At 60.6% G+C, this 25,668-nt stretch carries 22 protein-coding genes; 14 read left to right on the top strand and 8 right to left on the bottom strand.

Features of this window, described 5'->3' with window-relative positions; genetic code table 11:
- Window positions 1-80 precede the first annotated feature (80 nt).
- Both J1D76_RS17060 and J1D76_RS17055 read right to left on the bottom strand, forming a co-directional pair.
- Complete coding sequence (locus tag J1D76_RS17060; RefSeq protein ID WP_421139415.1) at window positions 81-695, bottom strand: NAD(P)-dependent oxidoreductase; 615 nt, start codon at window positions 693-695, stop codon at window positions 81-83.
- Between the two features lie 194 nt (window positions 696-889).
- Complete coding sequence (locus J1D76_RS17055; protein WP_421139413.1) at window positions 890-1,774, bottom strand: MBL fold metallo-hydrolase; 885 nt, start codon at window positions 1,772-1,774, stop codon at window positions 890-892.
- A gap of 152 nt (window positions 1,775-1,926) precedes the next feature.
- Between J1D76_RS17055 and J1D76_RS17050 the strand changes: the two genes are divergently transcribed.
- Together J1D76_RS17050 and J1D76_RS17045 are read left to right on the top strand one after the other, a co-directional pair.
- Window positions 1,927-2,832 carry a LysR family transcriptional regulator gene (locus J1D76_RS17050; RefSeq protein WP_421139411.1) on the top strand — a complete coding sequence of 302 codons (906 nt, stop codon included), beginning with the start codon at window positions 1,927-1,929 and terminating at the stop codon, window positions 2,830-2,832.
- Window positions 2,833-3,041: 209 nt separating this feature from the next.
- The gene (locus J1D76_RS17045) at window positions 3,042-3,218 is read left to right on the top strand and encodes a hypothetical protein (RefSeq protein WP_162837843.1); all 177 of its coding nucleotides are present in this window, start codon (window positions 3,042-3,044) and stop codon (window positions 3,216-3,218) included.
- A 9-nt stretch (window positions 3,219-3,227) separates the two neighbouring features.
- On the opposite strand, the gene J1D76_RS17040 is transcribed toward J1D76_RS17045, so the two are convergent.
- Complete coding sequence (locus J1D76_RS17040; protein WP_421139410.1) at window positions 3,228-4,124, bottom strand: helix-turn-helix domain-containing protein; 897 nt, start codon at window positions 4,122-4,124, stop codon at window positions 3,228-3,230.
- Between the two features lie 181 nt (window positions 4,125-4,305).
- On the opposite strand from J1D76_RS17040, the gene pobA reads away from it, so the two are divergent.
- Together pobA and J1D76_RS17030 are read left to right on the top strand one after the other, a co-directional pair.
- Window positions 4,306-5,499 (top strand): 4-hydroxybenzoate 3-monooxygenase, encoded by a 1,194-nt coding sequence (gene pobA, locus J1D76_RS17035; protein ID WP_421139408.1) that lies wholly within the window; start codon window positions 4,306-4,308, stop codon window positions 5,497-5,499.
- Between the two features lie 78 nt (window positions 5,500-5,577).
- Window positions 5,578-7,095 carry an MDR family MFS transporter gene (locus tag J1D76_RS17030; RefSeq protein WP_421139407.1) on the top strand — a complete coding sequence of 506 codons (1,518 nt, stop codon included), beginning with the start codon at window positions 5,578-5,580 and terminating at the stop codon, window positions 7,093-7,095.
- Between the two features lie 104 nt (window positions 7,096-7,199).
- Here J1D76_RS17030 and J1D76_RS17025 read toward each other — a convergent pair whose 3' ends face one another.
- The 4 genes from J1D76_RS17025 to J1D76_RS17010 all read right to left on the bottom strand — a co-directional run bounded on the left by J1D76_RS17025 (window position 7,200) and on the right by J1D76_RS17010 (window position 11,096).
- The gene (locus J1D76_RS17025; RefSeq protein ID WP_421139406.1) at window positions 7,200-8,048 is read right to left on the bottom strand and encodes a cache domain-containing protein; all 849 of its coding nucleotides are present in this window, start codon (window positions 8,046-8,048) and stop codon (window positions 7,200-7,202) included.
- A 126-nt stretch (window positions 8,049-8,174) separates the two neighbouring features.
- On the bottom strand, window positions 8,175-9,038 hold the full coding sequence (locus J1D76_RS17020; protein WP_421139405.1) for an ATPase: 864 nt from the start codon (window positions 9,036-9,038) through the stop codon (window positions 8,175-8,177).
- Between the two features lie 116 nt (window positions 9,039-9,154).
- Window positions 9,155-10,147, bottom strand: a complete 993-nt coding sequence (locus J1D76_RS17015) for an NAD-dependent epimerase/dehydratase family protein (protein WP_421139404.1) — start codon at window positions 10,145-10,147, stop codon at window positions 9,155-9,157.
- 55 nt (window positions 10,148-10,202) lie between these two features.
- Window positions 10,203-11,096, bottom strand: coding sequence for a LysR family transcriptional regulator ArgP (locus J1D76_RS17010; protein WP_421139403.1), 894 nt, complete (start codon window positions 11,094-11,096; stop codon window positions 10,203-10,205).
- Window positions 11,097-11,191: 95 nt separating this feature from the next.
- On the opposite strand from J1D76_RS17010, the gene J1D76_RS17005 reads away from it, so the two are divergent.
- The 10 genes from J1D76_RS17005 to J1D76_RS16960 all read left to right on the top strand — a co-directional run bounded on the left by J1D76_RS17005 (window position 11,192) and on the right by J1D76_RS16960 (window position 25,279).
- The gene (locus tag J1D76_RS17005; protein WP_421139402.1) at window positions 11,192-11,593 is read left to right on the top strand and encodes an ACT domain-containing protein; all 402 of its coding nucleotides are present in this window, start codon (window positions 11,192-11,194) and stop codon (window positions 11,591-11,593) included.
- Between the two features lie 6 nt (window positions 11,594-11,599).
- The gene (locus J1D76_RS17000; protein ID WP_421139401.1) at window positions 11,600-12,202 is read left to right on the top strand and encodes a LysE/ArgO family amino acid transporter; all 603 of its coding nucleotides are present in this window, start codon (window positions 11,600-11,602) and stop codon (window positions 12,200-12,202) included.
- A 176-nt stretch (window positions 12,203-12,378) separates the two neighbouring features.
- Window positions 12,379-12,975, top strand: coding sequence for a superoxide dismutase (locus J1D76_RS16995; RefSeq protein WP_421139400.1), 597 nt, complete (start codon window positions 12,379-12,381; stop codon window positions 12,973-12,975).
- Window positions 12,976-13,307: 332 nt separating this feature from the next.
- Window positions 13,308-15,359: a putative bifunctional diguanylate cyclase/phosphodiesterase gene (locus J1D76_RS16990; protein WP_421139399.1), complete on the top strand. Its 2,052-nt coding sequence runs from the start codon at window positions 13,308-13,310 to the stop codon at window positions 15,357-15,359.
- Between the two features lie 260 nt (window positions 15,360-15,619).
- Window positions 15,620-16,963, top strand: coding sequence for an imelysin family protein (locus tag J1D76_RS16985; RefSeq protein WP_421139398.1), 1,344 nt, complete (start codon window positions 15,620-15,622; stop codon window positions 16,961-16,963).
- Between the two features lie 277 nt (window positions 16,964-17,240).
- The gene (locus J1D76_RS16980; RefSeq protein WP_421139397.1) at window positions 17,241-18,668 is read left to right on the top strand and encodes a di-heme oxidoredictase family protein; all 1,428 of its coding nucleotides are present in this window, start codon (window positions 17,241-17,243) and stop codon (window positions 18,666-18,668) included.
- A gap of 29 nt (window positions 18,669-18,697) precedes the next feature.
- On the top strand, window positions 18,698-19,762 hold the full coding sequence (locus J1D76_RS16975) for an imelysin family protein (protein ID WP_421139396.1): 1,065 nt from the start codon (window positions 18,698-18,700) through the stop codon (window positions 19,760-19,762).
- A gap of 14 nt (window positions 19,763-19,776) precedes the next feature.
- Window positions 19,777-20,877, top strand: coding sequence for a DUF1513 domain-containing protein (locus tag J1D76_RS16970; protein ID WP_421139395.1), 1,101 nt, complete (start codon window positions 19,777-19,779; stop codon window positions 20,875-20,877).
- 201 nt (window positions 20,878-21,078) lie between these two features.
- Entirely contained in the window at window positions 21,079-22,227 is a 1,149-nt protein-coding gene (locus tag J1D76_RS16965; protein WP_421139394.1) for an efflux RND transporter periplasmic adaptor subunit, read from the top strand.
- 13 nt (window positions 22,228-22,240) lie between these two features.
- Window positions 22,241-25,279, top strand: a complete 3,039-nt coding sequence (locus tag J1D76_RS16960) for a multidrug efflux RND transporter permease subunit (protein WP_421139393.1) — start codon at window positions 22,241-22,243, stop codon at window positions 25,277-25,279.
- A gap of 160 nt (window positions 25,280-25,439) precedes the next feature.
- On the opposite strand, the gene J1D76_RS16955 is transcribed toward J1D76_RS16960, so the two are convergent.
- Complete coding sequence (locus tag J1D76_RS16955) at window positions 25,440-25,667, bottom strand: hypothetical protein (protein WP_421139392.1); 228 nt, start codon at window positions 25,665-25,667, stop codon at window positions 25,440-25,442.
- Window position 25,668 lies beyond the last annotated feature (1 nt).

Genomic DNA, 25,668 nt, shown 5'->3' with positions numbered 1-25,668 from the left:
GAGCTGGCTTGCCGGCGAATGACGCGGCGCGGTGTGTCTGGTAGGCCGCCTTCGCTGGCAAGCCAGCTCCTACAGGGGTATCAGTAACCGACGGTGAAGCGTTGCTGTGAATGCTTGGGGGTTTCCACTTCGTCGAGCATCGCAATCGCGTAGTCGGCGAAGGTGATCCAGCTGCGCCCTTCGCTGTTCACCAGCAAATCGTCCTGGCCGATGCGGAATTTTGCGCTGCGTTCGCCTTCGACAAACTCGGCCGATGGCGACAGGAAGGTCCAGTCCAGTTGCTGCTCCTGACGCAGGTTGGCGAGGAACTCGGCACCGGCGCTGGCTTCGGCCTTATACGCGTCCGGAAACCCCTTGCTGTCGATCACCCGTGTTCCATCAGGCAACAATAACGAACCGGCACCACCGACCACCAGCAGCCGCTTGACGCCGGCCTTCTTCACCGGCCCGACGACAGCATTGGAAGGCAGTGAGGCGAAATGCGCGGCGCTGATGACCACGTCATGGTCCTGGACGGCTGCTTGCAGCGCCGCAGCATCGAGGGCGTCGACGTTCTTGCTGACCACACCGGCACGCTGGCCGATTTTTGCCGTGTCGCGGGCGATGGCGGTAACGCTGTGACCACGACGCAGGGCTTCTTCCAGCAGCTGGCTGCCGGCACGACCGGTGGCACCGATGATTGCGATTTTGCTCATGATGTACTCCAGTTGGCTTGAAAATACCGATATCAATTCACACAGGTCTTTGTGGCGAGGGGGCTTGCCCCCGTTCGGCGGCGAAGCCGTCGTAAACCGGGTGCATGCGGTGTCGCTGAAAAAAGCTGGGGAGCGCTTCGCACTCCAACGGGGGCAAGCCCCCTCGCCACAAGAATCTCCATTAGCCCTTGAATCTATTCACCCCACTTCATCTCGCCCTTGGCGACTTTGGCGCTCAGTTCTAGCGAGCTTTCATCGCCCAGTGTCGGGAAGCGTTTTTTCATCGCGGCAATCAGCGCAGTAGAGTCCTTGGCCTTGGCGGTTTCTTCGTCGAAAGCCTTGATGTAATCGGCGGTGAACTGCACCGCCGCCAGGGAATGGCTGCCGCCACCGAGGTAATGACCCGGCACCACGGTTTTCGGTTTCAGGGTTTCGATGGAAAGCAGCGTAGCCAGCCAATCGGCATGCGACTGAGGCGTTTGCGTGTCAGCCATCCACACATGAATGTTCTGCGCTACCACCACCCCCCCGACGACCGCCTTGAGCGAAGGAATCCACACAAAGCTGCGATCCGGCTGCGGACCATCAAGCCCAAGCACCTGCAACTTCTGCCCCTCGAGAATCAGGCTGTCGCCCTTGAGCACTTCCGGCACGATGGTTTTGGCCGGCACGTCGGCGCCCATTTTCGGGCCCCAGAACGCCAGTTTGCCGTCGACGGTTTGCTTGATGTGGTCAACGGTCGGCTGCGAAGCAAGGATCCTGGCCTTGGGGAACGCGGTCGTCAGGGTGTCGAGGCCAAAGTAATAGTCCGGGTCGCCATGGCTGATGTAGATGGTGGTCAATTGCTTGCCACTGGCGCGGATCTTTTCCACCACCTGCTCGGCCTGGGATTTGCCAAATTGCGCATCGACCAGGATCGCTTCCTTTTCGCCGCTGACCAGTACCGAAGTCACCGGGAAGATGGCTTTTTCGCCGGGGTTGTACACGTCCAGGTTCAAGGTCGACGCCGTGGCGTGAGCCGCAAAGCCGAGGGCAGCGCTGGCCAATAAAACGCGCTTGAAGGTGGTGAAACCGATCATCTATTGCTCCGTAGACCATTAATGGCGCGATACACATCGCCCTTCGCAGGAGCTGGCTTGCCAGCTCCTACAGTGGGACAGAGCTTAGTTGCCTGACTCAGTACAAAAAATGCGATGCTGGGACATAGTTTGTTTCTGAAAGCGGGCAAATCATGGATCGTCTTCAAGCAATGCGTGTGTTCGTCACCGTGGTCGACCTCGGCAGCCAGTCGGCTGCCGCCGATCATCTGGAGCTGTCACGGCCGGTGGTGTCGCGCTATCTGGCAGAACTGGAAGACTGGATCGGCGCACGCCTGATGCACCGCACCACGCGCAAATTGAGCTTGACCGCCGCCGGCAACGAAATCCTGCCGCGCTGCCGGCAGATGCTCGACCTGTCCAGCGACATGCAAGCCGCCGTCAGCGAACCGCAGGACGCACCGCGCGGCCTGCTGCGGATCAGCGTCAGCACCTCGTTCGGCCAGGCGCAACTGGCCGATGCCATGGCCGCGTACGTCAAGCGCTACCCCGGTGTCAGCATCGATATGCAGATGCTCGACCGCACCGTGAACCTGGTGGACGAACGCATCGATTTGGCGATCCGCACCAGCAACGACCTGGACCCGAACCTGATCGCCCGGCGCCTGACGGTTTGCCGCTCGGTGATCTGCGCGTCCCCCGCTTACTTGCGCCAATACCCCGCGCCGCAGCGGGTCGAGGACCTGAGCCGGCACAATTGCCTGACCCATTCCTACTTTGGCAAGAGCCTCTGGCATTTCGAGCAGGACGGCGAGCAGGTTTCGGTGCCGGTGCAGGGCAACATCAGCGCTAACGAGGCCAGCACACTGTTGCGCGTAACGATGGCCGGCGCTGGCGTGGCGATGCTGCCCACGTACCAGGCAGGCGTACACATTCACAGCGGCGAATTGATCCGCCTGCTGCCCGCGGCCGAACCCCGGCAGATGAACGTGTATGCGGTGTATGCCTCACGCAAGCACATGCCGGCTGCGTTGCGCAGCCTGCTGGATTTCCTGGTGGAGAGGTTCGCGCACGAACCGGCGTGGGACGCCGGCCTGTAAACACCGACCGTGTAGGAGCTGGCTTGCCAGCGAAGGCGTCATCACATCCAACAACGATGTTGATGGGTCTACCGTATTCGCTGGCAAGCCAGCTCCTACAGGTATTCCGGGGTATTCGTGTTCTGAATGGGGCGTTATGGCTGGTATCTCACCGGCGCTGACCTATGCTCAAAGTAATACCCGAGGGTATTCGTTCAGAGGTCAACGCCATGAACATCAAAACAAGAAGATACCTCGCGATTTTCATCACCTGTGCGGTCACGCTCGGGCTTTACGGCGCGGCTGCCTGGCGCGTCGAGCAATTGCGTAACCTGCCCCGTGAATACGCGAGCTGCAACTTCGAACGCTGCATTCCCCACAACGCCACCCTGAACGCCCTCCGGTAAAAAAGGGGGTCAGGCCTCGTTGCCCTGATCGGCCTTCAAGCGGTCGCGAAAAGCCTTGGGCGAAATCCCCACGCGACGCCGGAACAGGCGCGTGAAGTTGGTTGGATCGGAAAACCCCAACACGTCGGACATTTCATAAATGGTCATGCTGGTGTAGGTCAGCAAGCGCTTGGCCTCCAGCAATTGCCGCTCGTGCATGATTTGCAATGCCGGCTGCCCTGCCAGCTCACGACACGTACCGTTGAGGTGCGACACGGAGATCCCCAGCCGATGCGCCAGGTCTTCGACCTTGACGTGCTGGCGATAGGTTTCTTCCACCAGTTGAATGAAGCCGTTGAGGTATTCCCGGGCCCGCTGCGGTCGCGCCAGGGCAGTGCGCCGCTGGAGCACCTGGCGGCTGACCCATACCACAATCACGCTGACCAGCGAATGCATGAGCATTTCCCGCGCCGGTTGATGGCCGGTGTATTCGCTCTGCAAGGCGCTGAACAGGCTATTGAGATATTGCGCGTCTTTGCCTGCCGGGTAACTTTCGGCCTGGGCCAGGGCATTGACCGATTGTCCTAACTGCATTTGCAGGTGGGCGACCAGCGGCGCGGCCAGGGTCACGACGAAGCCTTGCACGTCTTCGCTGAAGCGAAACCCGTGCACCGACAGCGGTGGCAAAATCTGGATCGCCGGTTCAACCAGTTGCGTACGTTTGCCTTCGATTTCCAGCTCTGCCTGACCTGTGAAAACGAAAAGCAACTGGCACAAATCAGCGTGGCGGTGGGGTTTGATTTCCCAATGATGTTCGCGGCTGCGTTTGGAAATGGTTTCACAGTGCAGCAAGTCCGGGGTCGGCCAATCCAGGCTTTCACCGTAGAGCTTGAACACCGGAATAGAAGGCAGGGCAGGCTTGTTCATCACTTCAATCCAGGCCTCGGAGTGGATGACGGGCGATAATCGCACCGATTGGCAGAATGTCCAGCTATCGGCTCAGTTTTCACCTTCAATTGACAGACTCGCAAGTGAAAAATGCAAGCACTCGATCCATAAAAATCATTCACCGGCCCTGGTCGCGTGAAGCTTGCGAGTCATAAAAACAATGAAAACGCTAAAAACCCAAGTCGCCATCATTGGTGCTGGCCCTTCCGGCCTGCTGCTCGGTCAACTGCTGCACAACGCCGGCATCGACACCCTCATTCTCGAACGCCAGGACCCGGATTATGTGCTCGGCCGAATCCGCGCCGGTGTGCTCGAACAAGGCATGGTAGAGCTGTTGCGCCAGGCCGGTGTGAGCCAGCGCATGGACGCCGAAGGACTGGTCCACGACGGCTTCGAACTGGCCCTCGACGGGCGCCGGGTGCACATCGATCTCAAGGCCCTGACCGGTGGCAAAACGGTGATGATCTACGGGCAAACCGAAGTCACCCGCGACCTGATGGCCGCTCGTCGGGAGGCCGGCGCGCAGACGATTTATCAAGCCAGCAACGTCGTTCCTCACGGCATGAAAACCGATGAAGCGTTTGTCACTTTTGAGAAAGACGGCGAGGAGTATCGCCTCGATTGCGACTACATCGCCGGTTGCGACGGCTTCCATGGCGTGGCGCGGCAATCGATTCCCGCCGACAGCCTGAAAGTCTTCGAAAGGATCTATCCCTTCGGCTGGCTCGGGATTCTGGCCGACACCCCGCCCGTCCACGAAGAACTGGTCTACGCCCGCCATGAGCGCGGTTTTGCCCTGTGCAGCATGCGCTCGCCGACCCGCACCCGTTATTACTTGCAAGTGCCGACCAGCGATCATGTGGATAACTGGTCGGATCAACGTTTCTGGGACGAGCTCAAGTCGCGATTACCGCAAGACCTGGCGGACAAGCTGGTGACCGGTCCGTCCATCGAGAAAAGCATCGCGCCGTTGCGCAGCTTCGTGGTCGAGCCGATGCAATACGGGCGCCTGTTCCTGGTCGGCGACGCCGCGCATATCGTCCCGCCCACCGGCGCCAAGGGTTTGAACCTGGCGGCCAGCGATGTCAGTACCTTGTTCAACATCCTTCGCAAGGTGTACCGCGAAGATCGCACCGACTTGCTGGAGAAATATTCGCAAATCTGCCTGCGCCGGGTATGGAAAGCCGAACGGTTTTCCTGGTGGATGACCTCGATGCTGCACCGTTTCGAGGATCACGATGCCTTCAGCCAGCGCATCGCCGAGTCGGAACTGGACTACTTCGTCGACTCCGAAGCAGGGCGAAAAACCATCGCGGAAAACTACGTCGGGCTTGCATATGAGACTATCGAATAGCTTGCTATCGACTTACACTGGCGAGCATTCCCGCTCGCCGTGCCTCGCGCGGGTCAATCACTGCCCGCAGGTTTTCCCGTGACCAATCTCCACCAGCCTGAAACGCCCAAACCCGCCATCCGTAGCGTGCTGTTCGCCCTGATGCTGGCGATTTTTCTCGGCGCGCTGGACCAGACCATCGTCGCCGTGTCGATGCCGGCCATTTCCGCGCAATTCAAGGACGTCAGCCTGCTGGCCTGGGTGATTTCCGGCTACATGGTGGCGATGACGGTGGCGGTGCCGATCTACGGCAAATTGGGCGACCTGTACGGGCGCCGCAAACTGATGCTGTTCGGCATGGGCTTGTTCACCCTGGCGTCGGTATTCTGCGGCATGGCCCAGAGCATGGAGCAACTGGTGCTGGCGCGGATTATCCAGGGCATCGGTGCCGGCGGGATGATTTCGGTGAGCCAGGCGATCATCGGCGACATCGTGCCGCCACGCGAGCGCGGTCGCTATCAGGGTTATTTCAGCAGCATGTACGCCGTGGCCAGCGTCGCCGGTCCGGTGCTCGGCGGCTACATGACCGAATATTTGTCCTGGCGCTGGGTGTTCCTAATCAACCTGCCGCTGGGCCTGGGTGCCTGGCTGGTAGCCAACCGCACGCTGGTCGGCCTGCCGATTCCGCAACGCAAACCGGTCATCGACTACCTCGGCACCGTGCTGATGATCATCGGGCTCACGGCGTTGTTGCTGGGCATCACGCAAGTCGGCCAGGGTCATTCGTGGCGCAGCGCCGAAGTGTTGGCGCTGCTCGCGTGTGCCGTGCTGGTGCTGGGGTTGTTCGTCGTCCACGAGCGGCGGGCAAGGGAGCCGTTGCTGCCTATGCACCTGTTTGCCAACCGCAATGCGATCCTGTGCTGGTGCACGATTTACTTTACCAGTTTCCAGTCGATCTCACTGATCGTACTGATGCCGCTGCGCTTTCAGAGCGTGACCGGCGCCGGTGCCGATGCCGCCGCCCTGCATCTGTTACCGCTAGCGATGGGCCTGCCGATTGGCGCCTATTTCGCCGGGCGTAGGACCTCGGTCACCGGACGCTATAAACCGATGATCCTGACTGGTGCGGCGCTGATGCCCATCGCGATCCTGGGCATGGCGTTCAGCCCGCCGCAGGCCTTTGTCGTGACCAGCCTGTTCATGCTGCTCTGCGGGATCTCTTCCGGTATGCAATTCCCGACATCATTGGTGGGTACGCAGAACTCGGTGGACCAGCGCGACATCGGCGTCGCCACCAGCACCACCAACCTCTTTCGCTCCCTGGGCGGTGCGGTCGGCGTGGCGTTGATGTCGGCGCTGCTGTTGGCGTTGTTGCAGGATTCGAGTTTCGCCCACCTGGCCGGTTCGTCGCTGATTGCCGAGGGCAGTTCGGGAAATGTGTTGCTGGACGGCTTGAACGCTGCACCGGGGGATGCGCAGAATGCCTTGCGGGCTGAACTGCTGCTGACGTTCCGGCATTTGTTGTTGGTCAGTGCCGGGGTGTCACTGCTGGGGTTGGCGGCGGCGATTGCCATGCCGAACATGTTGTTGCGGGGGCGCGAGGACAAGGTCCGCTAGGTCGACCGAGGCGCCTTCTTCGCTGGCAAGCCAGCTCCTACAGGATTGTGTACCCCATGTAGGAGCTGGCTTGCCAGCGAAAGCGCCCGCCCAATCATCTTAATTCAAGGGCTGTAATACCCGACAGCCACCAGAAAATGCCCGACCTTCTTCAGGTAGGCATGCTTGCTCTCTACCTTGCCGGTCACCGGGTTTTTCCAGCGGTATTCGTAATCGCCGTAATCCTGCTTGGCCATCAACGCGAGGATTGGCTCACCCACCGGTTTGCCTTCGGGGTCCACGATTTTGCTGAAGTCGGTGTTGACCAGCCGCAGGTTGGTGCCGTGGGCCACATAACGCTTGGTGTCCAGGTCGACGACAAACACATACAAGTCATCCTGCAGATAGCCGCCCTTTAGCGAGTTGATCGCCGTCAGGGTGCCCTTCTCGTCCTTGGCCAGGTCGGCGGCCGCTTTGTTGAGCAAGGCCATGGCCTGCTCGGCGGAGGCACGGGGCAGGTAATAACCCACCGCCAGAATCCGCTGGCCGATTCGCTGGTAGTAGACATGCTTGAGTTCGACCTTGCCGTCGTTCCAGTTCTGCCAGCGATATTCCGCCTGCTGGATGCCGTTGCCTTCCGGCACTTTCAGGGCGTCCTTGAAGGTTTTCTGCAAATCCGGCCCGAGCACTTCCGACACGTCCCGACCAATCAGCGCCGACGACGGTCCGCCGCTGGCGAGCATCACACCCTTGGTGTCGAGCACGAAGACATAACGGTCCTTGTCGACAAACTCCCCCTGGCGACTGAACGCCGCCAGGGCCTTGTCGCCATTCTGGTGGTAGTAGGCCAGGGCCTTTTCCAGCAGGGCGATGGCCGCCTTGCTGTCATCCTTTTCCGTGCCGGCGGCGTGCGCCTGGCCCAGGCACAACAAAACCATGCCGCACAGCCAGGCGAACCTTTGCAGAAACCCCATTGCGCATCCCCTCGTTCTTGGTGGTGTTTCAAGAGCGTAGACGGGATGGGGATATGTACGAATTTTCGTCAAACCGCCGCCACGGCCCCCCCCTCACCATGGCAACACTGGCCGTAAATGCCCGGCTTACTGCCGCGTGCGCAGTTGCTGTTGCAGGTTCTGAACCTGCGCCTGAAGGGTATTGAGGTTACGGCTGACCTGGCTGCGAAATGCATCGAACTCAGCGGTGTTGGTCGAACCCTGTGGGCGATTGTCATGCTCGCTCTTGAGCACAATCATTTCCTGCTCAAGGCGTTCGATGGCAGCGCTCGGGTTGCCTTGTTTCTTCAGCGCGACGATGTCGGCACCAATGCTCTTGAGCTGGGCATCGAGCTTTTCCGACTCCGACGGGGCGTTTTTCAATGTCGCGACTTCGCCGCTCAAGGTTTTTACCTGCGCCTGCAACTGCGCATTGGCCGCCTGGTGCTCGGAGTCCTGGGCCGTCATCTGCGCCAGGCGTTTATCCAGTTCGGTGGTTTGCGCGGTCATCTGAGCCAGGCGTTTGTCCAAGTCTGAAGCCTGGCCGGCAACACCTTGCTGCTGGGCGCTCTGGTCCTGGAGCTTGCTTTCCAGTTGGCGAATTTGCAGCTTAAGGGCTTCGCTGTCAGAGGTGACGTTGGTCTGGCTGGCGACCACCTTGCCGGAGATATCCTGCAAGCGCCCCGCCGCTTCCTCACTGATGCGCGCGAAACTTTCCTGGGTGGCCACCAGTTGTTGTTCCATCAGGGAAATCTGCTGGAAGCTCCACCAGGCCAGGCCCGCAAACGCGAAGAACAGCGCGCCGACCAAGGCCCACAACGGCCCGGTGCTCGCCGCCCTGACCTTCACCACCGGCGCTGTGCGCGAGTGCACGACCGTTCGGGCGGTCGGCGCAAAGTCATCGTCTAAAACGTCTGCACGCAGGCTCGGTACATCGTCAAAGTCGTCGTTGGCATCGTTACGCATGGACATTGAATCAACCTTAGTGGAACCACATGATGGCTTTATGCCGCGCAGTATAAACCCCACAGCCGCAACCATTGACCCCAAAGCCCCGATTTCGGTTCAGTGACCGGCTCAGCACCGCATCAACGGATGTCCTGCGCCTTCCACCAGCCACAGAACTCATCGAGGGCCGCCCAGAGGCTGACCTTGGGATCGTAATCCAGATAATGCCGGGCGCGGCTGATGTCCAGGGTGAAATTTTTGTTCATGACCTGCATGCCCAGGCGTGACAAGGTCGGTTCGGGACGCCCCGGCCACAACTTGCACGCGCCCTCGTTAAGCGCCGCCACGCTGTAGGCCAGGCCGTAGGAACGGTGGCGTGTGACTTGTGGGACTTCCATTTTGCGCATGACGTAATTGACCACGTCCCACAAGGGGATCGGCGTGCCATTGCTGATGTTGTAGGCCTTGCCCAACGCCGAACCGCTGGTCAGCAAACTGCTGAGCAAGGCTTCATTGAGGTTTTGCACGCTGGTGAAGTCAACTTTGTTCAAACCGTTGCCGATAATTGCCAGGCGTCCCTTGCGTTGCATGTTCAGCAGACGTGGAAAGATGCTCATATCGCCGGCCCCGGTCACGAAGCGCGGGCGCAGGGCCAGGGTTTCCAGGCCAAACTCCTGGGCACCGAAGACTTTTTGCTCGGCCAGGTACTTGGTCGCGGCGTAATGATGTTTGAAACGCTTGGGCACTTGTTCTTCGGTCAGGCCCAGGTGATCGCGCCCATCGAAGTAAATCGACGGCGACGACAAATGCACCAGTCGTCGAACCCGCTGCTTGAGACAAGCTTCGACCACATTCTCGGTGACCTGAACGTTGCCCTGGTGGAAGTCCTGATAGCGTCCCCACAGACCGACGGCGCCAGCGCAATGCACCACGGCCTCGACGTCGGAACACAATTCGCGCGCCAGTTCCGGGTCGCTCAGGTCACCCGGGATGAACTCGGCTCCCCGGCGCACCAGATGCTCCACGCTTTCGGCCCGGCGACCGTTGACCCGTACGTCCAGGCCCTGCTCCAGGGCGAAGCGCGCAAAGCGCCCACCGATGAAGCCGCTTGCGCCGGTAACCAGAATCTTCATGCATTGCTCCGAAATATTTCGTTTTGCGTATGACGTGAGGTCTTGACGCTGCGCGTCAGTCCAAGGGCACCAGCCATTGCTTCGACGCGCTGACCAATTGATCGGTGAGTAAACCCAAGAGCTGGCCGCCATTGCGCCAATGATGCCAGTACAGCGGCACATCGATCGGTTTATCTGGCAACAGTTCCTGCAAAACGCCTCTTTCCAGTTGCTCGCGCACCTGCAGTTCCGGCACCAGTCCCCAACCTAGGCCCGCTTCGGTGAGACGGATAAATCCTTCGGACGACGGGCACAAATGGTGTTCGAAACCGCCCTCGACGCCCAAGGACGCCAGGTAACGATGCTGCAGGAAATCGTCCGGGCCGAACACCAGCGCCGGCGTCCGGGCCAACTGATCGGCACGCACGCCTTGGGGAAAATGCCGGGCAATAAAAGCTGGGCTGGCCAGCGCACGGTAACGCATCGCCCCCAGCAACACGCTGCGCGCGCCGGCCACCGGACGCTCGCTCGCGCAGAGACAGGCTGCCACCTCACCGGCGCGCATGCGCTTGAGGCCGACGGTCTGGTCTTCGACCACCAGGTCCATCAACAGGTGCTGCTCGGCGCAAAAATCGCCCACCGCCTGCGCCCACCAGGTCGCCAGGCTGTCGGCGTTGAGGGCGATCCGCAGGCGTTCCGGCAAACCTTCTTCATCCAGCGCCGGCACCAGGCCTTGCAGGTCGCGCTCAAGCAAACGCACCTGCTGCACATGGTTAAGCAAGCGCCGGCCGATTTCCGTTGGCGTCGGTGGCGTGGCCCGCACCAGCACAGGTTGGCCGACGCGTGCTTCCAGCAACTTGATGCGCTGGGATATCGCCGATTGCGACAGCCCCAATACCTGGGCGGCGCGTTCAAAACCGGCTTGCTCGACCACGGCGGCCAGGGCAGAAAGCAATTTATAGTCGAACATCAGTTTTCCTAATGAGCGATCAGCAAGATTGGTTTTTCTTATACAGCCTGCACAAGGACAATGACCAGCAAGAACTCATCAACAAGGAAACACCCATGGCTGGCGAAACTTCATTGGCAACGCTGCTGCGCAGCATGAGCCCGCAACTCAACGCCGGCGAATACGTGTTCTGCACCTTGCCCGACGGCAAACTGCCGACAGGCCTGGAAACTGTCGGCAGCTTTCGCGAGCAAGAAGGGCTGACGGTGATACTCGAACGCGCCCACGCCGAGCGGGCTGGATTGTGCTTCGACTACATCGCCGCGTGGATCACCTTGAACGTGCATTCGGCCCTCGAGGCTGTCGGCCTGACCGCCGCATTCGCCACCGCGTTGGGCAAGGCCGGTATCAGCTGCAACGTGATTGCTGGCTACTATCACGACCATTTGTTTGTCGGCCTGGCCGACGCCGACCGTGCCCTGTACGTGCTGCGCAATCTGGCAGCCAACGCGGAGTAAACAATCATGTGGCAAAGTTATGTGAACGGCCTGCTGGTGGCCTTCGGCCTGATCATGGCGATCGGCACCCAGAACGCGTTTGTCCTGGCGCAAAGCCTGCGGCGTGAACATCACCTGCCGGTCGCGGCACTCTGCGTGGCTTGCGATGCGCTGTTGGTGGCTGCCGGAGTCTTCGGACTGGCGACAGTGCTGGCGCAGAACCCGACGTTGCTGGCGGTGGCTCGCTGGGGTGGTGCGGTCTTTCTGATCTGGTACGGCAGCCAGGCGCTGCGCCGGGCCTTTTCCAGACAAAGCCTGCAACAAGGTGAAAACCAGACCGTGCGCTCGTTGCGGGCGGTCATGCTCAGCGCGCTGGCGGTGACGCTGCTCAATCCGCATGTGTATCTGGACACGGTGCTGCTGATTGGCTCTCTCGGTGCCCAACAAACCGAGCCCGGCGCGTATGTGGTGGGCGCCGCCAGTGCGTCGTTGCTGTGGTTTTTCACCCTGGCACTGGGCGCGGCGTGGCTGGCCCCTTGGCTTGCTCGCCCCAGTACCTGGCGAATTCTCGATCTGTTGGTGGCGGTGATGATGTTCGCGGTTGCGTTCCAGTTAATTACCGCCGGTTGATTATTCCAAACAGCTCTGGAACCTCTATTCCACACAGTTGTTGCGTGGTTATGGCGCCACCCCGGTGCTATGATCCGAATCCCTGCGCCGCAAAGAGTACAAACTCCCCGGCGCTTGTTTGGCCGCCCGTGATCGGCCTTGCGCTCACCGCAACTGACCTGATTAGGAGAATCATCATGGCTTTCGAATTGCCGCCGCTGCCGTACCCACACGATGCCCTGCAGCCGCACATCTCCAAGGAAACCCTGGAGTTCCACCACGACAAGCACCACAACACCTACGTCGTGAACCTGAACAACCTGGTGCCAGGCACCGAGTTCGAAGGCAAGACCCTGGAAGAAATCGTCAAGACCTCCTCGGGCGGTATCTTCAACAACGCCGCTCAGGTCTGGAATCACACTTTCTACTGGAACTGCCTGGCGCCAAACGCCGGCGGTCAACCAACCGGCGCCTTGGCTGATGCCATCAACGCGGCTTTCGGTTCGTTCGACAAGTTCAAGGAAGAGTTCAGCAAAACCTCCATCGGCACCTTCGGTTCCGGTTGGGGCTGGCTGGTGAAGAAAGCTGACGGTTCCCTGGGCCTGGCCAGCACCATCGGCGCCGGCAACCCGCTGACCAACGGCGACACCCCGCTGCTGACTTGCGACGTCTGGGAACACGCCTACTACATCGACTACCGCAACGTTCGTCCTAAGTACGTCGAAGCGTTCTGGAACCTGGTCAACTGGACATTCGTGGCTGAGCAGTTCGAAGGCAAGACCTTCACCGCTTAAGCTCGACGCCAGTCAAAAAACCCGGCTCAGGCCGGGTTTTTTTCGTCGGTAACCCAGGCCAATTTCCCACGATGAAACAAGCCTTGCGCCCCTTGCTCCGTCGCCACAGGCGACTAACATCAAACAAAAGGAAAATATCAGCACCCTTGCCCCTCAAGTTGAAGGACTCGACAACCGAAACAGTGCTAATGGGCTAACTCGTCAGGACAACTGCAAATCGGCCAAGCTGCAGGCAAAATCCCCCGAAGATGATTGTCCCTTTGACTGCCATCACGGGATTGCCAATACTCATGGCAACTTGATGCTACCCGCACGGAACAAGGAATAACCCTTTGAAGCTGGAACTCAAGAACAGCTTGTCGGTGAAGTTGCTCCGGGTCGTGCTGCTGTCGGCATTGATCGTCGGCGTGGTCTTGAGCTGCGCGCAGATTGTTTTCGATGCCTATAAAACACGCCAGGCCGTCGCCAACGATGCCGAGCGCATCCTCGACATGTTTCGCGACCCTTCGACCCAGGCCGTCTACAGCCTGGACCGGGAAATGGGCATGCAGGTCATCGAAGGCCTGTTCCAGGACGACGCCGTGCGCCAGGCCTCCATCGGCCATCCCAATGAAGCGATGCTCGCGCAAAAATCCCGTGAGTTGCAGCAATCGAGCAGTCGCTGGCTGACCGACCTGATTCTTGGCCAGGAACGCACTTTCACTACCCAACTGGTCGGTCGCGGGCCGTACAGCGAATATTACGGCGACCTGAGCATTACCCTCGACACCGCCACTTACGGGCAAGGGTTCATTGTCAGCTCGGTGATCATCTTCATCTCCGGCGTGCTGCGCGCCCTGGCCATGGGGCTGGTGTTGTACCTGGTTTATCACTGGTTGCTGACCAAGCCGCTGTCGCGGATCATCGAGCATCTGACGGAAATCAATCCGGATCGCCCTAGCGAACACAAGATTCCGCAGCTCAAAGGGCATGAGAAAAACGAGCTGGGGATCTGGATCAACACCGCCAACCAGTTGCTCGAATCCATCGAGCGCAATACGCACCTGCGCCACGAAGCGGAAAACAGCCTGCTGCGCATGTCGCAATACGACTTTCTGACCGGCCTGCCGAACCGCCAGCAATTGCAGCAACAACTGGACAAGATCCTCACCGACGCCGGCAAATTGCAGCGCCGGGTCGCGGTGCTGTGTGTCGGCCTCGACGACTTCAAGGGCATCAACGAGCAATTCAGCTACCAGACCGGCGACCAGTTGCTGCTGGCGCTGGCCGATCGTTTGCGCGGTCATAGCGGGCGCCTGGGCGCCCTCGCCCGCCTCGGGGGCGATCAGTTCGCCCTGGTCCAGGCCGATATCGAACAACCCTACGAAGCCGCCGAACTGGCGCAAAGCATTCTTGATGACCTGGAAGCGGCGTTTGCCCTCGACCATCAGGAAATCCGCTTGCGCGCCACCATCGGCATCACCCTGTTCCCCGAGGACGGCGACAGCACCGAGAAGCTGCTGCAAAAGGCCGAGCAAACCATGACGCTGGCCAAGACCCGATCGCGCAACCGCTATCAGTTCTATATCGCCAGTGTCGACACAGAGATGCGCCGTCGTCGCGAGTTGGAAAAAGACTTGCGCGATGCTCTGCTGCGCAATCAGTTCTACCTCGTCTACCAGCCGCAGATCAGCTACCGCGACCACCGCGTGGTCGGCGTCGAAGCGCTGATTCGCTGGCAACACCCCGAGCACGGGCTGGTGCCGCCCGACCTGTTCATCCCGTTGGCCGAACAGAACGGCACCATCATCGCCATCGGCGAATGGGTGCTGGACCAGGCCTGCAAACAGTTACGCGAATGGCATGACCAGGGTTTCAGCGACCTGCGCATGGCGGTGAACCTCTCCACGGTGCAACTGCACCACGCCGAGTTGCCACGGGTGGTCAACAACCTGCTGCAGATGTACCGCCTGCCGCCGCGCAGCCTGGAACTGGAAGTCACCGAAACCGGCCTGATGGAAGACATCAGCACCGCCGCCCAGCATTTGCTCAGCCTGCGCCGCTCCGGCGCGCTGATCGCCATCGACGACTTCGGTACCGGCTATTCGTCGTTGAGCTACCTCAAAAGCCTGCCGCTGGACAAGATCAAGATCGACAAGAGCTTCGTCCAGGACCTGCTCGATGACGACGACGACGCAACCATCGTTCGCGCCATCATCCAGTTGGGCAAGAGCCTGGGCATGCAGGTAATTGCCGAAGGCGTGGAAACCGCCGAGCAAGAGGCCTACATCATTTCCGAAGGCTGCCACGAAGGTCAGGGCTATCACTACAGCAAGCCGTTGCCGGCCAGGGAGCTGAGCGCTTACTTGAAGCAGGCCCAGCGCAGCAACGCCGTCATTCTCTGACCCCTGTGGGAGCGAGCTTGCTCCGGGCGGCGATCTGACGATGGTCGTTAACGATAACGCGTTCATTCTGGGTGAACGTGTTGCCCTCAGGTTCTTCGCGAGCAGGCTCGCTCCCACAAGGAAGCAGCCACCCGCACTTCGCAAATAAGAAATATTTCCAGGTACAGCCCTTTACACATAATGCGAAAGATTTGCATTATGTCGCAGTTTTGCGTGCGCACAGCGCCACTCCACCCCCCTTTCGAAGCAGGATGTTCGCCATGATTCGTATGCCTCTGGCTACCGCCAGTCTGTTGGCCATCGCTATTTCCCTCGCCGGTTGCGGCGAAGGCAAAGACAAAGAAAAAGCGGCCGCGCCTGCGCCAGCTGCCACCCAGGCTGCTCCAGCCGCCGCACCTGCCGCGGCTGGCAAAGTCGATGAAGCCGCTGCCAAAGCCGTTGTCGCCCACTATGCCGACATGGTTTTCGCCGTCTACAGCGATGCCGAATCCACTGCGAAGACCCTGCAAACTGCCGTAGACGCGTTCCTGGCCAAGCCGAACGCCGACACCCTCAAGGCCGCCCGCGCTGCCTGGGTTGCCGCTCGCGTGCCGTACCTGCAGAGCGAAGTGTTCCGCTTCGGCAACACCATCATCGACGACTGGGAAGGTCAGGTGAACTCCTGGCCGCTGGACGAGGGCCTGATCGACTACGTCGACAAGTCCTACGAACACGCCTTGGGCAATCCGGGCGCCACCGCCAACATCATCGCCAACACTGAAGTGCAGATCGGCGAAGACAAGGTTGACGTCAAGGACATCACCCCGGAAAAACTCGCCAGCCTGAACGAGCTGGGCGGTTCCGAGGCCAACGTCGCCACCGGCTACCACGCCATCGAATTCCTGCTCTGGGGCCAGGACCTGAACGGCACCGGCCCGGGCGCCGGCAACCGTCCGGCCTCGGACTACCTGGAAGGCAAAGGCGCTACCGGCGGTCACAACGATCGTCGTCGTGCCTACCTGAAGGCCGTGACCCAACTGCTGGTCAGCGACCTGGAAGAAATGGTCGGCAACTGGAAGCCGAACGTGGCCGACAACTACCGCGCTACCCTGGAAGCCGAACCAGCTGAATCCGGCCTGCGCAAAATGATGTTCGGCATGGGCAGCCTGTCGCTGGGCGAACTGGCGGGCGAGCGCATGAAGGTTTCCCTGGAAGCCAACTCCCCGGAAGACGAACAGGATTGCTTCAGCGACAACACCCACAACTCGCACTTCTACGATGCCAAGGGCATTCGTAACGTGTACCTGGGCGAGTACACCCGTGTCGATGGCACCAAAATGACCGGCGCCAGCCTGTCGTCCCTGGTGGCCAAGGCCGACCCGGCTGCCGACACCGCGCTGAAAAACGACCTGGCCGCCACCGAAGCCAAGATCCAGCTGATGGTCGATCACGCCAACAAGGGTGAGCACTACGACCAACTGATCGCTGCCGGCAACACCGCGGGCAACCAGATCGTCCGCGACGCGATCGCCTCCCTGGTCAAGCAGACCGGTTCGATCGAAGCTGCCGCTGGCAAACTGGGCATCAACGACCTGAACCCGGACAACGCTGATCACGAGTTCTGATCAACGCTGGCTGAATGAAAAAGGCGACCTTCGGGTCGCCTTTTTTTGTACCTGCGCAGCACATTCCCTTGTAGGAGCGAGCCTGCTCGCGATTGCGGTATGTCATCCGAATTTAATGTCGACTGACACGACCCCATCGCGAGCAGGCTCGCTCCTACAGGGTTTCGGTTAGCCGTAGCAATTGCCCCACATCAAGCAAACGATAATTCCTCTTATTCAAATTCCCATCCCCTGTTAGACTTTGCGCCCTTGTTTTGCTCGTCCTGCAGGATCTCTGATGCCCCCGCTGCCTCTTCGCTTGTCCGCACTGTTTCTGGCCCTGGGCCTGAGTGCCTGCGATGACGCCCCGAAATTCACCCAGGCCGAGCCCGGTGAAGCTCGCTCCGGTGGCAGTGCGACGGTGCGCAAGACCGATCAAAACGCGTTTTCCATGCCCTCCGCCAACCTGCCACCGTCCCGGCGCGTGGACTTCAGCGTCGGCAACAGTTTCTTCCGCAGCCCCTGGGTGATCGCCCCGTCGACCACGACCGCGCGCGATGGCCTTGGCCCGTTGTTCAACACTAATGCCTGCCAGGGCTGCCACATCAAGGACGGTCGCGGGCATCCGCCGGGGCCCGACGATGTGAACGCCGTGTCGATGCTGGTGCGCCTGTCGATACCCGACGCCCCCGCGTACGCCAGGGTCATCGAAACACTCGGCGTGGTGCCGGAACCTGTCTACGGCGGCCAGTTCCAGGACATGGCCGTGCCCGGCGTGGCGCCTGAAGGCAAAGTACGGATCGACTACACGCCAGTGCCAGTGCGCTTCAAGGACGGTACCGAAGTCGCGTTACGCCAACCGAGCCTGAACATCACCCAACTGGGCTACGGCCCGATGCACCCCGACACCCGTTTCTCGGCCCGCGTGGCGCCGCCGATGATTGGCCTGGGACTGCTCGAAGCGATCCCCGACGAGGCGATCCTGGCCAACGCCGACGCACAGGCCAAGGCCGGCAAAGGCATCAGCGGACGACCGAACCGGGTTTGGGATGACGCCCAGCAAAAAACGGTTCTAGGCAAATTTGGCTGGAAAGCCGGGCAACCGAACCTCAATCAACAAAATGTTCACGCGTTTTCCGGTGATATGGGCCTCACGACCAGCCTGAGACCCTTTGATGACTGCACGGACGCGCAAACTGACTGCAAGCAGGCGCCCAGCGGCAACGGCCCCAATGGCGAGCCGGAAGTCAGCGACAACATCCTGCGCCTGGTGCTGTTCTACAGCCGCAACCTCGCCGTACCGGCCCGTCGCGACGTCACCGCCCCTGAGGTGCTGGCCGGCAAGAGCCTGTTTTATCAGGCCGGTTGCCAGTCCTGTCACACGCCCAAATACACCACCGCCGCCAACGCGGCCGAACCTGAATTGGCCAATCAAGTGATTCGCCCGTACAGCGATCTGCTGCTGCACGACATGGGCGATGGCCTGGCCGACAACCGTAGCGAATTCCAGGCCAGTGGTCGCGAATGGCGCACCCCGCCCTTGTGGGGCATCGGCCTGACTCAGGCGGTGAGCGGTCACACCCAGTTTTTACATGACGGACGTGCCCGCAATCTACTCGAAGCCGTGCTCTGGCATGGCGGCGAAGCGACAGCGGCGCAGCAACAGGTTTTGTCTTTCAATGCCGAGCAGCGCACTGCGTTGCTGGCGTTCTTGAATTCCCTTTAACACCCCCAATCCTTGCGCGGGAGCCCGAGATGTTTCGTCCCAAATTGTTGTTCACCAGCCTTGCCGCCCTTGCCCTTGGCGCCTGTTCGCCGCAGGACCCGCAAGCCGTCACTTCGGCAGCCATCGCCAAATCGGTAATCCTGCCGACCTACACCCGCTGGGTTGAAGCCGACCGTCAACTGGCGGTCAGCGCCCTCGCCTACTGCCAAGGCAAGGAAACCCTGGAAACCGCCCGTGCCGACTTCCTGCACGCGCAAAAAGCCTGGGCCGAACTGCAGCCGTTGTTGATCGGGCCATTGGCCGAAGGCAACCGTGCGTGGCAAGTGCAGTTCTGGCCGGACAAGAAAAACCTGGTCGGCCGTCAGGTCGAGCAACTGGTCACCGCGCAGCCGCAGATCGATGCCGCAGCCCTGGCCAAGTCCAGTGTCGTGGTCCAGGGTCTGTCGGCCTACGAATACATTCTGTTCGACAGCAAGCCTGACGTGGCGAACACCGAACAGAAAGCCAAGTACTGCCCACTGCTGGTCGCCATCGGCGAACGCCAGAAGCAACTGGCCGAAGACATCCTGCAAACCTGGAACAACACCGACGGCATGCTCGCGCAGATGAGCAAGTTCCCGAACCAGCGTTACGCCGATTCTCACGAAGCCATCGCCGACCTGCTGCGCGTGCAAGTCACCGCCCTCGACACCCTGAAGAAAAAACTCGGCACGCCGATGGGCCGCCAGACCAAGGGTGTGCCACAACCGTTCCAGGCCGACGCATGGCGTAGCCAATCTTCCCTGACCAGCCTTGAAGCCAGCCTCGCCGCCGCGAAAACGGTGTGGGAAGGTGTCGACAACAAAGGCCTGCGTAGCTTGCTGCCGAGCGATCAAAAGCCGTTGGCCGACAAGATCGACGCCGCCTATGCCGCCTCGTTGAAACTGTTCGCCGGCAATAAGCACTCGCTGACCGAAATGCTCGGTGACGATGCCGGCCGCCAGCAACTCAATGACTTGTATGAAAGCCTCAACGTTGTCCATCGCCTGCACGAGGCCGACCTGGCCAAGGCGCTGGGCATCCAACTGGGCTTCAACGCCAACGACGGTGACTGATGAGGGCGAGTTCCATGCTGCGACGCCAGGCTCTGACCTTAGGTAGCGTGTTACTGGGAGCGGTGACGCTGGGCGGCTGGAAGCTGTTCAGGCAAAAGGACAAGAGTCCATTGCTGCTGTCGGCACGCGACGATACCGACGGCCAGCATTACGCGGTCGGTTACCGGTTCGATGGCACCCAGGTGTTCGCCACCCGGGTCGACCAGCGCTGCCATGACATCGTCAATCATCCGACCTTGCCGATGGCGCTGTTTGTCGCGCGTCGTCCGGGTACCGAGAGCTACCTGATCGACCTGCGCGACGGCACGCTCCTGCAAACCGTGGTGTCGCGGCCGAACCGGCACTTCTACGGTCACGCGGTGATTCACCACAGCGGCGACTGGCTGTACGCCACCGAAAACGACACCACCGATCCGGGCCGCGGCCTGCTCGGAGTGTACACATTCGAAGGCGAGCGGCTGGTGCACAGCGGCGAAATTTCCACCCATGGCCTCGGTCCGCATCAGGTGTCGTGGATGCCCGATGGCGAAACCCTGGTGGTGGCCAACGGCGGGATTCGCACCGAGGCCGAAAGCCGGGTGGAGATGAACCTCAACGCCATGGAGCCGAGCCTGGTGCTGATGCAGCGCAATGGCACCCTGCTGAGCAAGGAGACCCTCGCCCAGCAGATGAACAGCGTGCGCCACCTGGGTATCGCCAGTGACGGCACCATCGTCGCCAGCCAGCAGTTCATGGGCGCGGCCCACGAATCATCGGAGCTGTTGGCGATCAAGCGTCCCGGTCAGCCTTTCGTCGCGTTCCCGGTACCCGAGCACCAGTTGCAAGCCATGGGACACTACACCGCCAGCGTCGCGGTACACAGCGACTTGCGTCTGGTGGCGTTGACTGCGCCGCGGGGCAACCGCTTTTTCATCTGGGACCTGGACAGCGGTGAAGTGCGCCTGGATGCACCACTGCCCGATTGCGCCGGGGTCGGTGCGGTGGCCGATGGTTTTGTCGTGACCTCCGGTCAAGGCCGCTGCCGTTACTACGATTGCCGCGAGACAAACCTCGTCGCAAAACCACTGGAGCTACCGGCAGGGCTCTGGGACAACCATCTGCACCTGATGGCATAAACAGCCGCTCCTGCGCGATACCCGCGTAGGAGCTGGCTTGCCAGCGAAAGCATTCTCAAGCTCTCCGAAAATATTACGACCCCTTCGCCGGCAAGCCGGCGCCTACAGGTGGGGCTCCAATGAACAGCCATTGGAATCCCGCTCCCACTCGCGGTAATGTGCCTCACTGTCTCACCTGATTTTCTCCAAGGAACTGGAAATATGCTGCGTCGCCGCATGCTGATCATGTTGGGTGTTGTACTGCTGATTGTGTTGCTGCTGGCTGCCTACAAAGCCTTCTCCGTCTACACGATGATCCAGGGCTTTTCAAAGCCGAAGCCGCCCATCAGCGTCGCCGTGGCCACGGCCACCGAACGTCCGTGGCAAACCCGGCTGCCCACGGTCGGCACCCTCAAGGCACTGCAAGGTGTCGACCTGAGCCTGGAGATCGCGGGCACCGTGACCGACGTTCAGTTCCAGTCAGGGCAGAAGGTCAAGGCTGGCCAGCCGATCGTGCAACTCGACAGTGCCGTTGAGACTGCCCTGCTGGAAACTGCCCAGGCCGACCTCGGGCTGGCCCAGGTGGATTACACCCGTGGCAGTCAGCTGGTGGGCAGCCAGGCCATCTCCAAAGGCGAATTCGACCGACTCTCGGCGGTCCTGAAAAAGAGCAAGGCCACGGTCAACCAGCTCAAGGCCGCGCTGGAGAAAAAACGCATCGTCGCCCCGTTCAGCGGCACCATCGGCATTCGTCAGGTCGACGTCGGCGACTACGTCGCCAGCGGCACCATGATCGCCACCCTGCAAGACCTCAGCAGCCTCTATGTCGACTTCTTCGTGCCGGAACAATCGGTGCCGAAAATCGCCCTCGGCCAGCCGGTGCAGATCATCGTCTCGGCCTACCCGACCCAGACGTTCCCCGGCACCATCAGTGCCATCAACCCGAAAGTCGAGAACAGCACCCGCAACGTGCAGGTGCGCGCCACGCTGGCCAACCCCGAGGGCAAGTTGCTGCCAGGCATGTTCGCCAGCCTTGAGGTTTTGCTGCCCAACCCGCAACCGCGCATCGTGGTGCCGGAAAGCGCGATCAGCTACACGCTCTATGGCAATTCTGTGTACGTCGCCGCACAAAAGAAGGCCGAAGACGGCAGCCCGGAACAGGACGACAAGGGCCAGCCGGTGCTGATCGCCGAACGGCGGTTTGTCGAAACCGGCGAACGCCGCGAGGGCCAGGTGATGATCACCAAGGGTGTGCAGAACGGCGAGAAAGTGGTGACCGCCGGCCAGCTCAAACTGGACAACGGCGCACACATTGCAATCAGCGACGACAAGACCCTGGCCGAGCAGAACAGGCCGCCCCGCGCGGACTGATCAAGGAACCCTCATGGCATTTACCGACCCGTTCATCCGCCGCCCGGTCCTCGCCACCGTGGTCAGCCTGCTGATTGTGCTGCTGGGTTTCCAGGCCTGGAGCAAGCTGCCGCTGCGCCAGTATCCGCAAATGGAAAACGCCCTGATCACGGTCACTACCGCCTACCCCGGGGCCAACGCCGAGACCATCCAGGGCTACATCACCCAGCCGATGCAGCAAAGCCTGGCCAGCGCCGAAGGCATCGATTACATGACCTCGGTGAGTCGCCAGAACTTTTCGGTGATCTCGGTCTACGCGCGTGTCGGCTCCAACAGCGACCGCCTGTTTACCGAACTGCTGGCCAAGGCCAACGAAGTCAAGAACAAGCTGCCCCAGGACGCCGAAGACCCGGTGCTGAGCAAGGAGTCGGCCGATGCCTCGGCGCTGATGTACATCAGCTACTTCAGCAAGGAATTGAGCAACCCGCAGATTACCGATTACCTGTCGCGGGTGATCCAGCCGAAACTGGCGACCCTGCCCGGCATGGCCGAAGCCGAGATCCTCGGCAACCAGGTGTTTGCCATGCGCCTGTGGATCGACCCGGTGAAGCTCGCCGGTTTCGGCCTCAGTGCCAGCGATGTGACCAACGCGGTGCGCCAGTACAACTTTCTTTCAGCCGCTGGCGAGGTGAAAGGCGAATACGTGGTCACCAGCATCAACGCCAACACCGAACTCAAGTCCGCTGAAGCCTTCGGGGCGATTCCACTCAAGATCAGTGGCGACAGCCGTGTGCTACTGCGGGATGTGGCACGGGTGGAGATGGGCGCGGAAAACTACGACACCATCAGCTCCTTCGGCGGCACCCCGTCGGTGTACATCGGCATCAAGTCGACGCCCGGCGCCAACCCGCTGGAAGTGATCAAGGAAGTGCGCAAGATCATGCCCGATCTCGATGCCCAGCTTCCGCCGAACCTCAAGGGTGAAATCGCCTACGACGCCACCCTGTTCATCCAGGCCTCGATCGACGAAGTGGTGAAAACCCTGTTCGAAGCGGTGCTGATCGTGATCGTGGTGGTGTTCTTGTTTCTCGGAGCATTGCGGTCGGTGGTGATCCCGGTGGTGACCATCCCACTGTCGATGATCGGCGTGATGTTCTTCATGCAGATGATGGGCTACTCGATCAATCTGCTGACGCTGCTGGCGATGGTCCTGGCCATCGGCCTGGTGGTGGATGACGCTATTGTGGTGGTCGAGAACATTCACCGCCACATCGAGGAAGGCAAGACACCGTTCGATGCCGCCATTGAAGGGGCGCGGGAAATCGCCATGCCCGTGGTCTCGATGACCATTACCCTGGCGGCGGTGTATGCGCCGATCGGCTTCCTGACCGGCCTGACCGGGGCGCTGTTCAAGGAGTTCGCCCTGACCCTGGCCGGTGCGGTGGTGATATCGGGCATCGTCGCCCTGACCCTGTCGCCGATGATGTGTGCGTTCCTGCTGCGCCACGACGAGAACCCCAGCGGCCTCGCCCATCGCCTGGACACGATTTTCGAAAGCCTCAAGCGTCGCTACCAGCGCGTGCTCCATGGCACCCTCAATACCCGCCCCGTCGTGCTGGTGTTCGCCGTGATCGTGTTGTGCCTGATCCCGGTGTTTCTCAAGTTCACCAAGTCGGAACTGGCACCGGATGAGGACCAGGGCATCATTTTCATGCTGGCCAATGCCCCGCAACCGACCAACCTCGACTACCTGAATACCTACACCGACGAGTTCATCTCGATCTTCAAGGCGTTCCCCGAATACTACGCATCGTTCCAGATCAACGGTTTCAACGGTGTGCAATCGGGCATCGGCGGCTTCCTGCTCAAGCCATGGAACGAGCGCAGTCGCTCGCAAATGGCGATCCTTCCCGAGGTCCAGGCGAAGCTCGAAACCATCCCCGGCCTGCAGATTTTCGGCTTCAACCTGCCGTCCCTGCCGGGCACCGGTGAAGGCTTGCCGTTTCAGTTCGTCATCAACTCCGCCAACGATTACGAGCTGTTGCTGCAGGTGGTCGACCGGGTCAAGAAACGTGTAATGGAGTCCGGCAAGTTTGCCTTTGCCGACGTCGACCTGGCTTTCGACAAGCCAGAAGTAGTGGTCGATATCGACCGCGCCAAAGCCGCACAGATGGGCGTTTCGATGCAGGACCTGGGGGGAACCCTGGCAACCCTGCTCGGCGAAGCCGAGATCAACCGTTTCACCATTGACGGTCGCAGCTACAAGGTCATTGCCCAGGTCGAGCGGCCATTTCGCGATAACCCCGACTGGCTGAATAACTATTACGTAAAAAACGCCAAGGGCGAGCTGTTGGCCCTGTCGACCCTGATCACCGTCACCGACCGCGCGCGACCGAGGCAGCTGAACCAGTTCCAACAACTCAACTCGGCCATCCTCTCCGGCGTGCCATTGGTGAGCATGGGTGAAGCCATCGACCTCGTGCATCAGATCGCCCGGGAAGAGGCACCCGCCGGTTTTGCCTTCGACTACGCTGGCGCCTCGCGGCAATACGTTCAGGAAGGCAGTGCCCTGTGGGTAACGTTTGCCCTGGCACTGGCGATCATTTTCCTGGTGCTGGCAGCGCAGTTCGAAAGTTTTCGCGACCCGTTGGTGATCCTGGTCACCGTGCCACTGTCGATCTGCGGTGCCTTGATTCCGCTGTTCCTCGGCTGGTCGAGCATGAACATCTATACCCAGGTCGGGCTGGTGACGCTGATCGGGCTGATCAGCAAGCACGGCATCCTGGTCGTCGAATTCGCCAATCAACTGCGCAAGGACAAGGGTTTGTCGGTGCGCGAAGCCGTGGAGGAAGCGGCGGCCATCCGCTTGCGCCCGGTCTTGATGACCACGGCGGCGATGGTGTTTGGCATGGTGCCCCTGATCATTGCCACCGGTGCCGGCGCCGTCAGCCGGTTCGACATCGGCATGGTGATCGCGACGGGCATGTCGATCGGCACCTTATTCACCTTGTTTGTGTTGCCCTGCGTCTACACGCTGCTGGCCAAACCCGACAAACCTGAAGTTCAGCCCTAACTCTGTAGGAGCGAGCCTGCTCGCGAAGGCGCAGGCACATTTTAATAGTGACGGCACAGACACACCGCCTTCGCTGGCAAGCCAGCGCCTACAGGTGCCAGGGGCGGATAATGAAAAAGGCCTCGCATCAGCGAGGCCTTTTATTTGGGCTTCAATCGGTTCAACTCTGCGGCCTCAATCCTTGAGAAAGCCCGAACATGAACAGCAACAGATCATGATCGGGTTGAGTCACCTCGGATGCCTTGGCTACCCGTGGCATTGGACAATGTTCTTCTGCGTTGATCGAGCTGAGAACCTGAGGGCGCGGTTGCTCCCAGGCTGCCAACGCGATTGATGCAACTGCCAAGGCTCCTACCAGAAACAAACCTCGTGCAATTTCGAGTTTCATC

It is taken from the genome of Pseudomonas sp. NFX15 (assembly GCF_049132105.1).
GTDB lineage: Bacteria > Pseudomonadota > Gammaproteobacteria > Pseudomonadales > Pseudomonadaceae > Aquipseudomonas.
Note: the sequence above shows the minus strand (reverse complement) of the source record. Positions and strands in the feature narration are given on the sequence as shown.

What these genes read in the sequence shown, in the direction of transcription:
- J1D76_RS17060 (WP_421139415.1), bottom strand. Translation starts at nt 695, where the DNA reads ATGAGCAAAATCGCAATCATCGGTGCCACCGGTCGTGCCGGCAGCCAG.
- J1D76_RS17055 (WP_421139413.1), bottom strand. Translation starts at nt 1,774, where the DNA reads ATGATCGGTTTCACCACCTTCAAGCGCGTTTTATTGGCCAGCGCTGCC.
- J1D76_RS17050 (WP_421139411.1), top strand. Translation starts at nt 1,927, where the DNA reads ATGGATCGTCTTCAAGCAATGCGTGTGTTCGTCACCGTGGTCGACCTC.
- J1D76_RS17045 (WP_162837843.1), top strand. Translation starts at nt 3,042, where the DNA reads ATGAACATCAAAACAAGAAGATACCTCGCGATTTTCATCACCTGTGCG.
- J1D76_RS17040 (WP_421139410.1), bottom strand. Translation starts at nt 4,124, where the DNA reads ATGAACAAGCCTGCCCTGCCTTCTATTCCGGTGTTCAAGCTCTACGGT.
- pobA (WP_421139408.1), top strand. Translation starts at nt 4,306, where the DNA reads ATGAAAACGCTAAAAACCCAAGTCGCCATCATTGGTGCTGGCCCTTCC.
- J1D76_RS17025 (WP_421139406.1), bottom strand. Translation starts at nt 8,048, where the DNA reads ATGGGGTTTCTGCAAAGGTTCGCCTGGCTGTGCGGCATGGTTTTGTTG.
- J1D76_RS17020 (WP_421139405.1), bottom strand. Translation starts at nt 9,038, where the DNA reads ATGTCCATGCGTAACGATGCCAACGACGACTTTGACGATGTACCGAGC.
- J1D76_RS17015 (WP_421139404.1), bottom strand. Translation starts at nt 10,147, where the DNA reads ATGAAGATTCTGGTTACCGGCGCAAGCGGCTTCATCGGTGGGCGCTTT.
- J1D76_RS17010 (WP_421139403.1), bottom strand. Translation starts at nt 11,096, where the DNA reads ATGTTCGACTATAAATTGCTTTCTGCCCTGGCCGCCGTGGTCGAGCAA.
- J1D76_RS17005 (WP_421139402.1), top strand. Translation starts at nt 11,192, where the DNA reads ATGGCTGGCGAAACTTCATTGGCAACGCTGCTGCGCAGCATGAGCCCG.
- J1D76_RS17000 (WP_421139401.1), top strand. Translation starts at nt 11,600, where the DNA reads ATGTGGCAAAGTTATGTGAACGGCCTGCTGGTGGCCTTCGGCCTGATC.
- J1D76_RS16995 (WP_421139400.1), top strand. Translation starts at nt 12,379, where the DNA reads ATGGCTTTCGAATTGCCGCCGCTGCCGTACCCACACGATGCCCTGCAG.
- J1D76_RS16985 (WP_421139398.1), top strand. Translation starts at nt 15,620, where the DNA reads ATGATTCGTATGCCTCTGGCTACCGCCAGTCTGTTGGCCATCGCTATT.
- J1D76_RS16980 (WP_421139397.1), top strand. Translation starts at nt 17,241, where the DNA reads ATGCCCCCGCTGCCTCTTCGCTTGTCCGCACTGTTTCTGGCCCTGGGC.
- J1D76_RS16975 (WP_421139396.1), top strand. Translation starts at nt 18,698, where the DNA reads ATGTTTCGTCCCAAATTGTTGTTCACCAGCCTTGCCGCCCTTGCCCTT.
- J1D76_RS16970 (WP_421139395.1), top strand. Translation starts at nt 19,777, where the DNA reads ATGCTGCGACGCCAGGCTCTGACCTTAGGTAGCGTGTTACTGGGAGCG.
- J1D76_RS16965 (WP_421139394.1), top strand. Translation starts at nt 21,079, where the DNA reads ATGCTGCGTCGCCGCATGCTGATCATGTTGGGTGTTGTACTGCTGATT.
- J1D76_RS16960 (WP_421139393.1), top strand. Translation starts at nt 22,241, where the DNA reads ATGGCATTTACCGACCCGTTCATCCGCCGCCCGGTCCTCGCCACCGTG.
- J1D76_RS16955 (WP_421139392.1), bottom strand. Translation starts at nt 25,667, where the DNA reads ATGAAACTCGAAATTGCACGAGGTTTGTTTCTGGTAGGAGCCTTGGCA.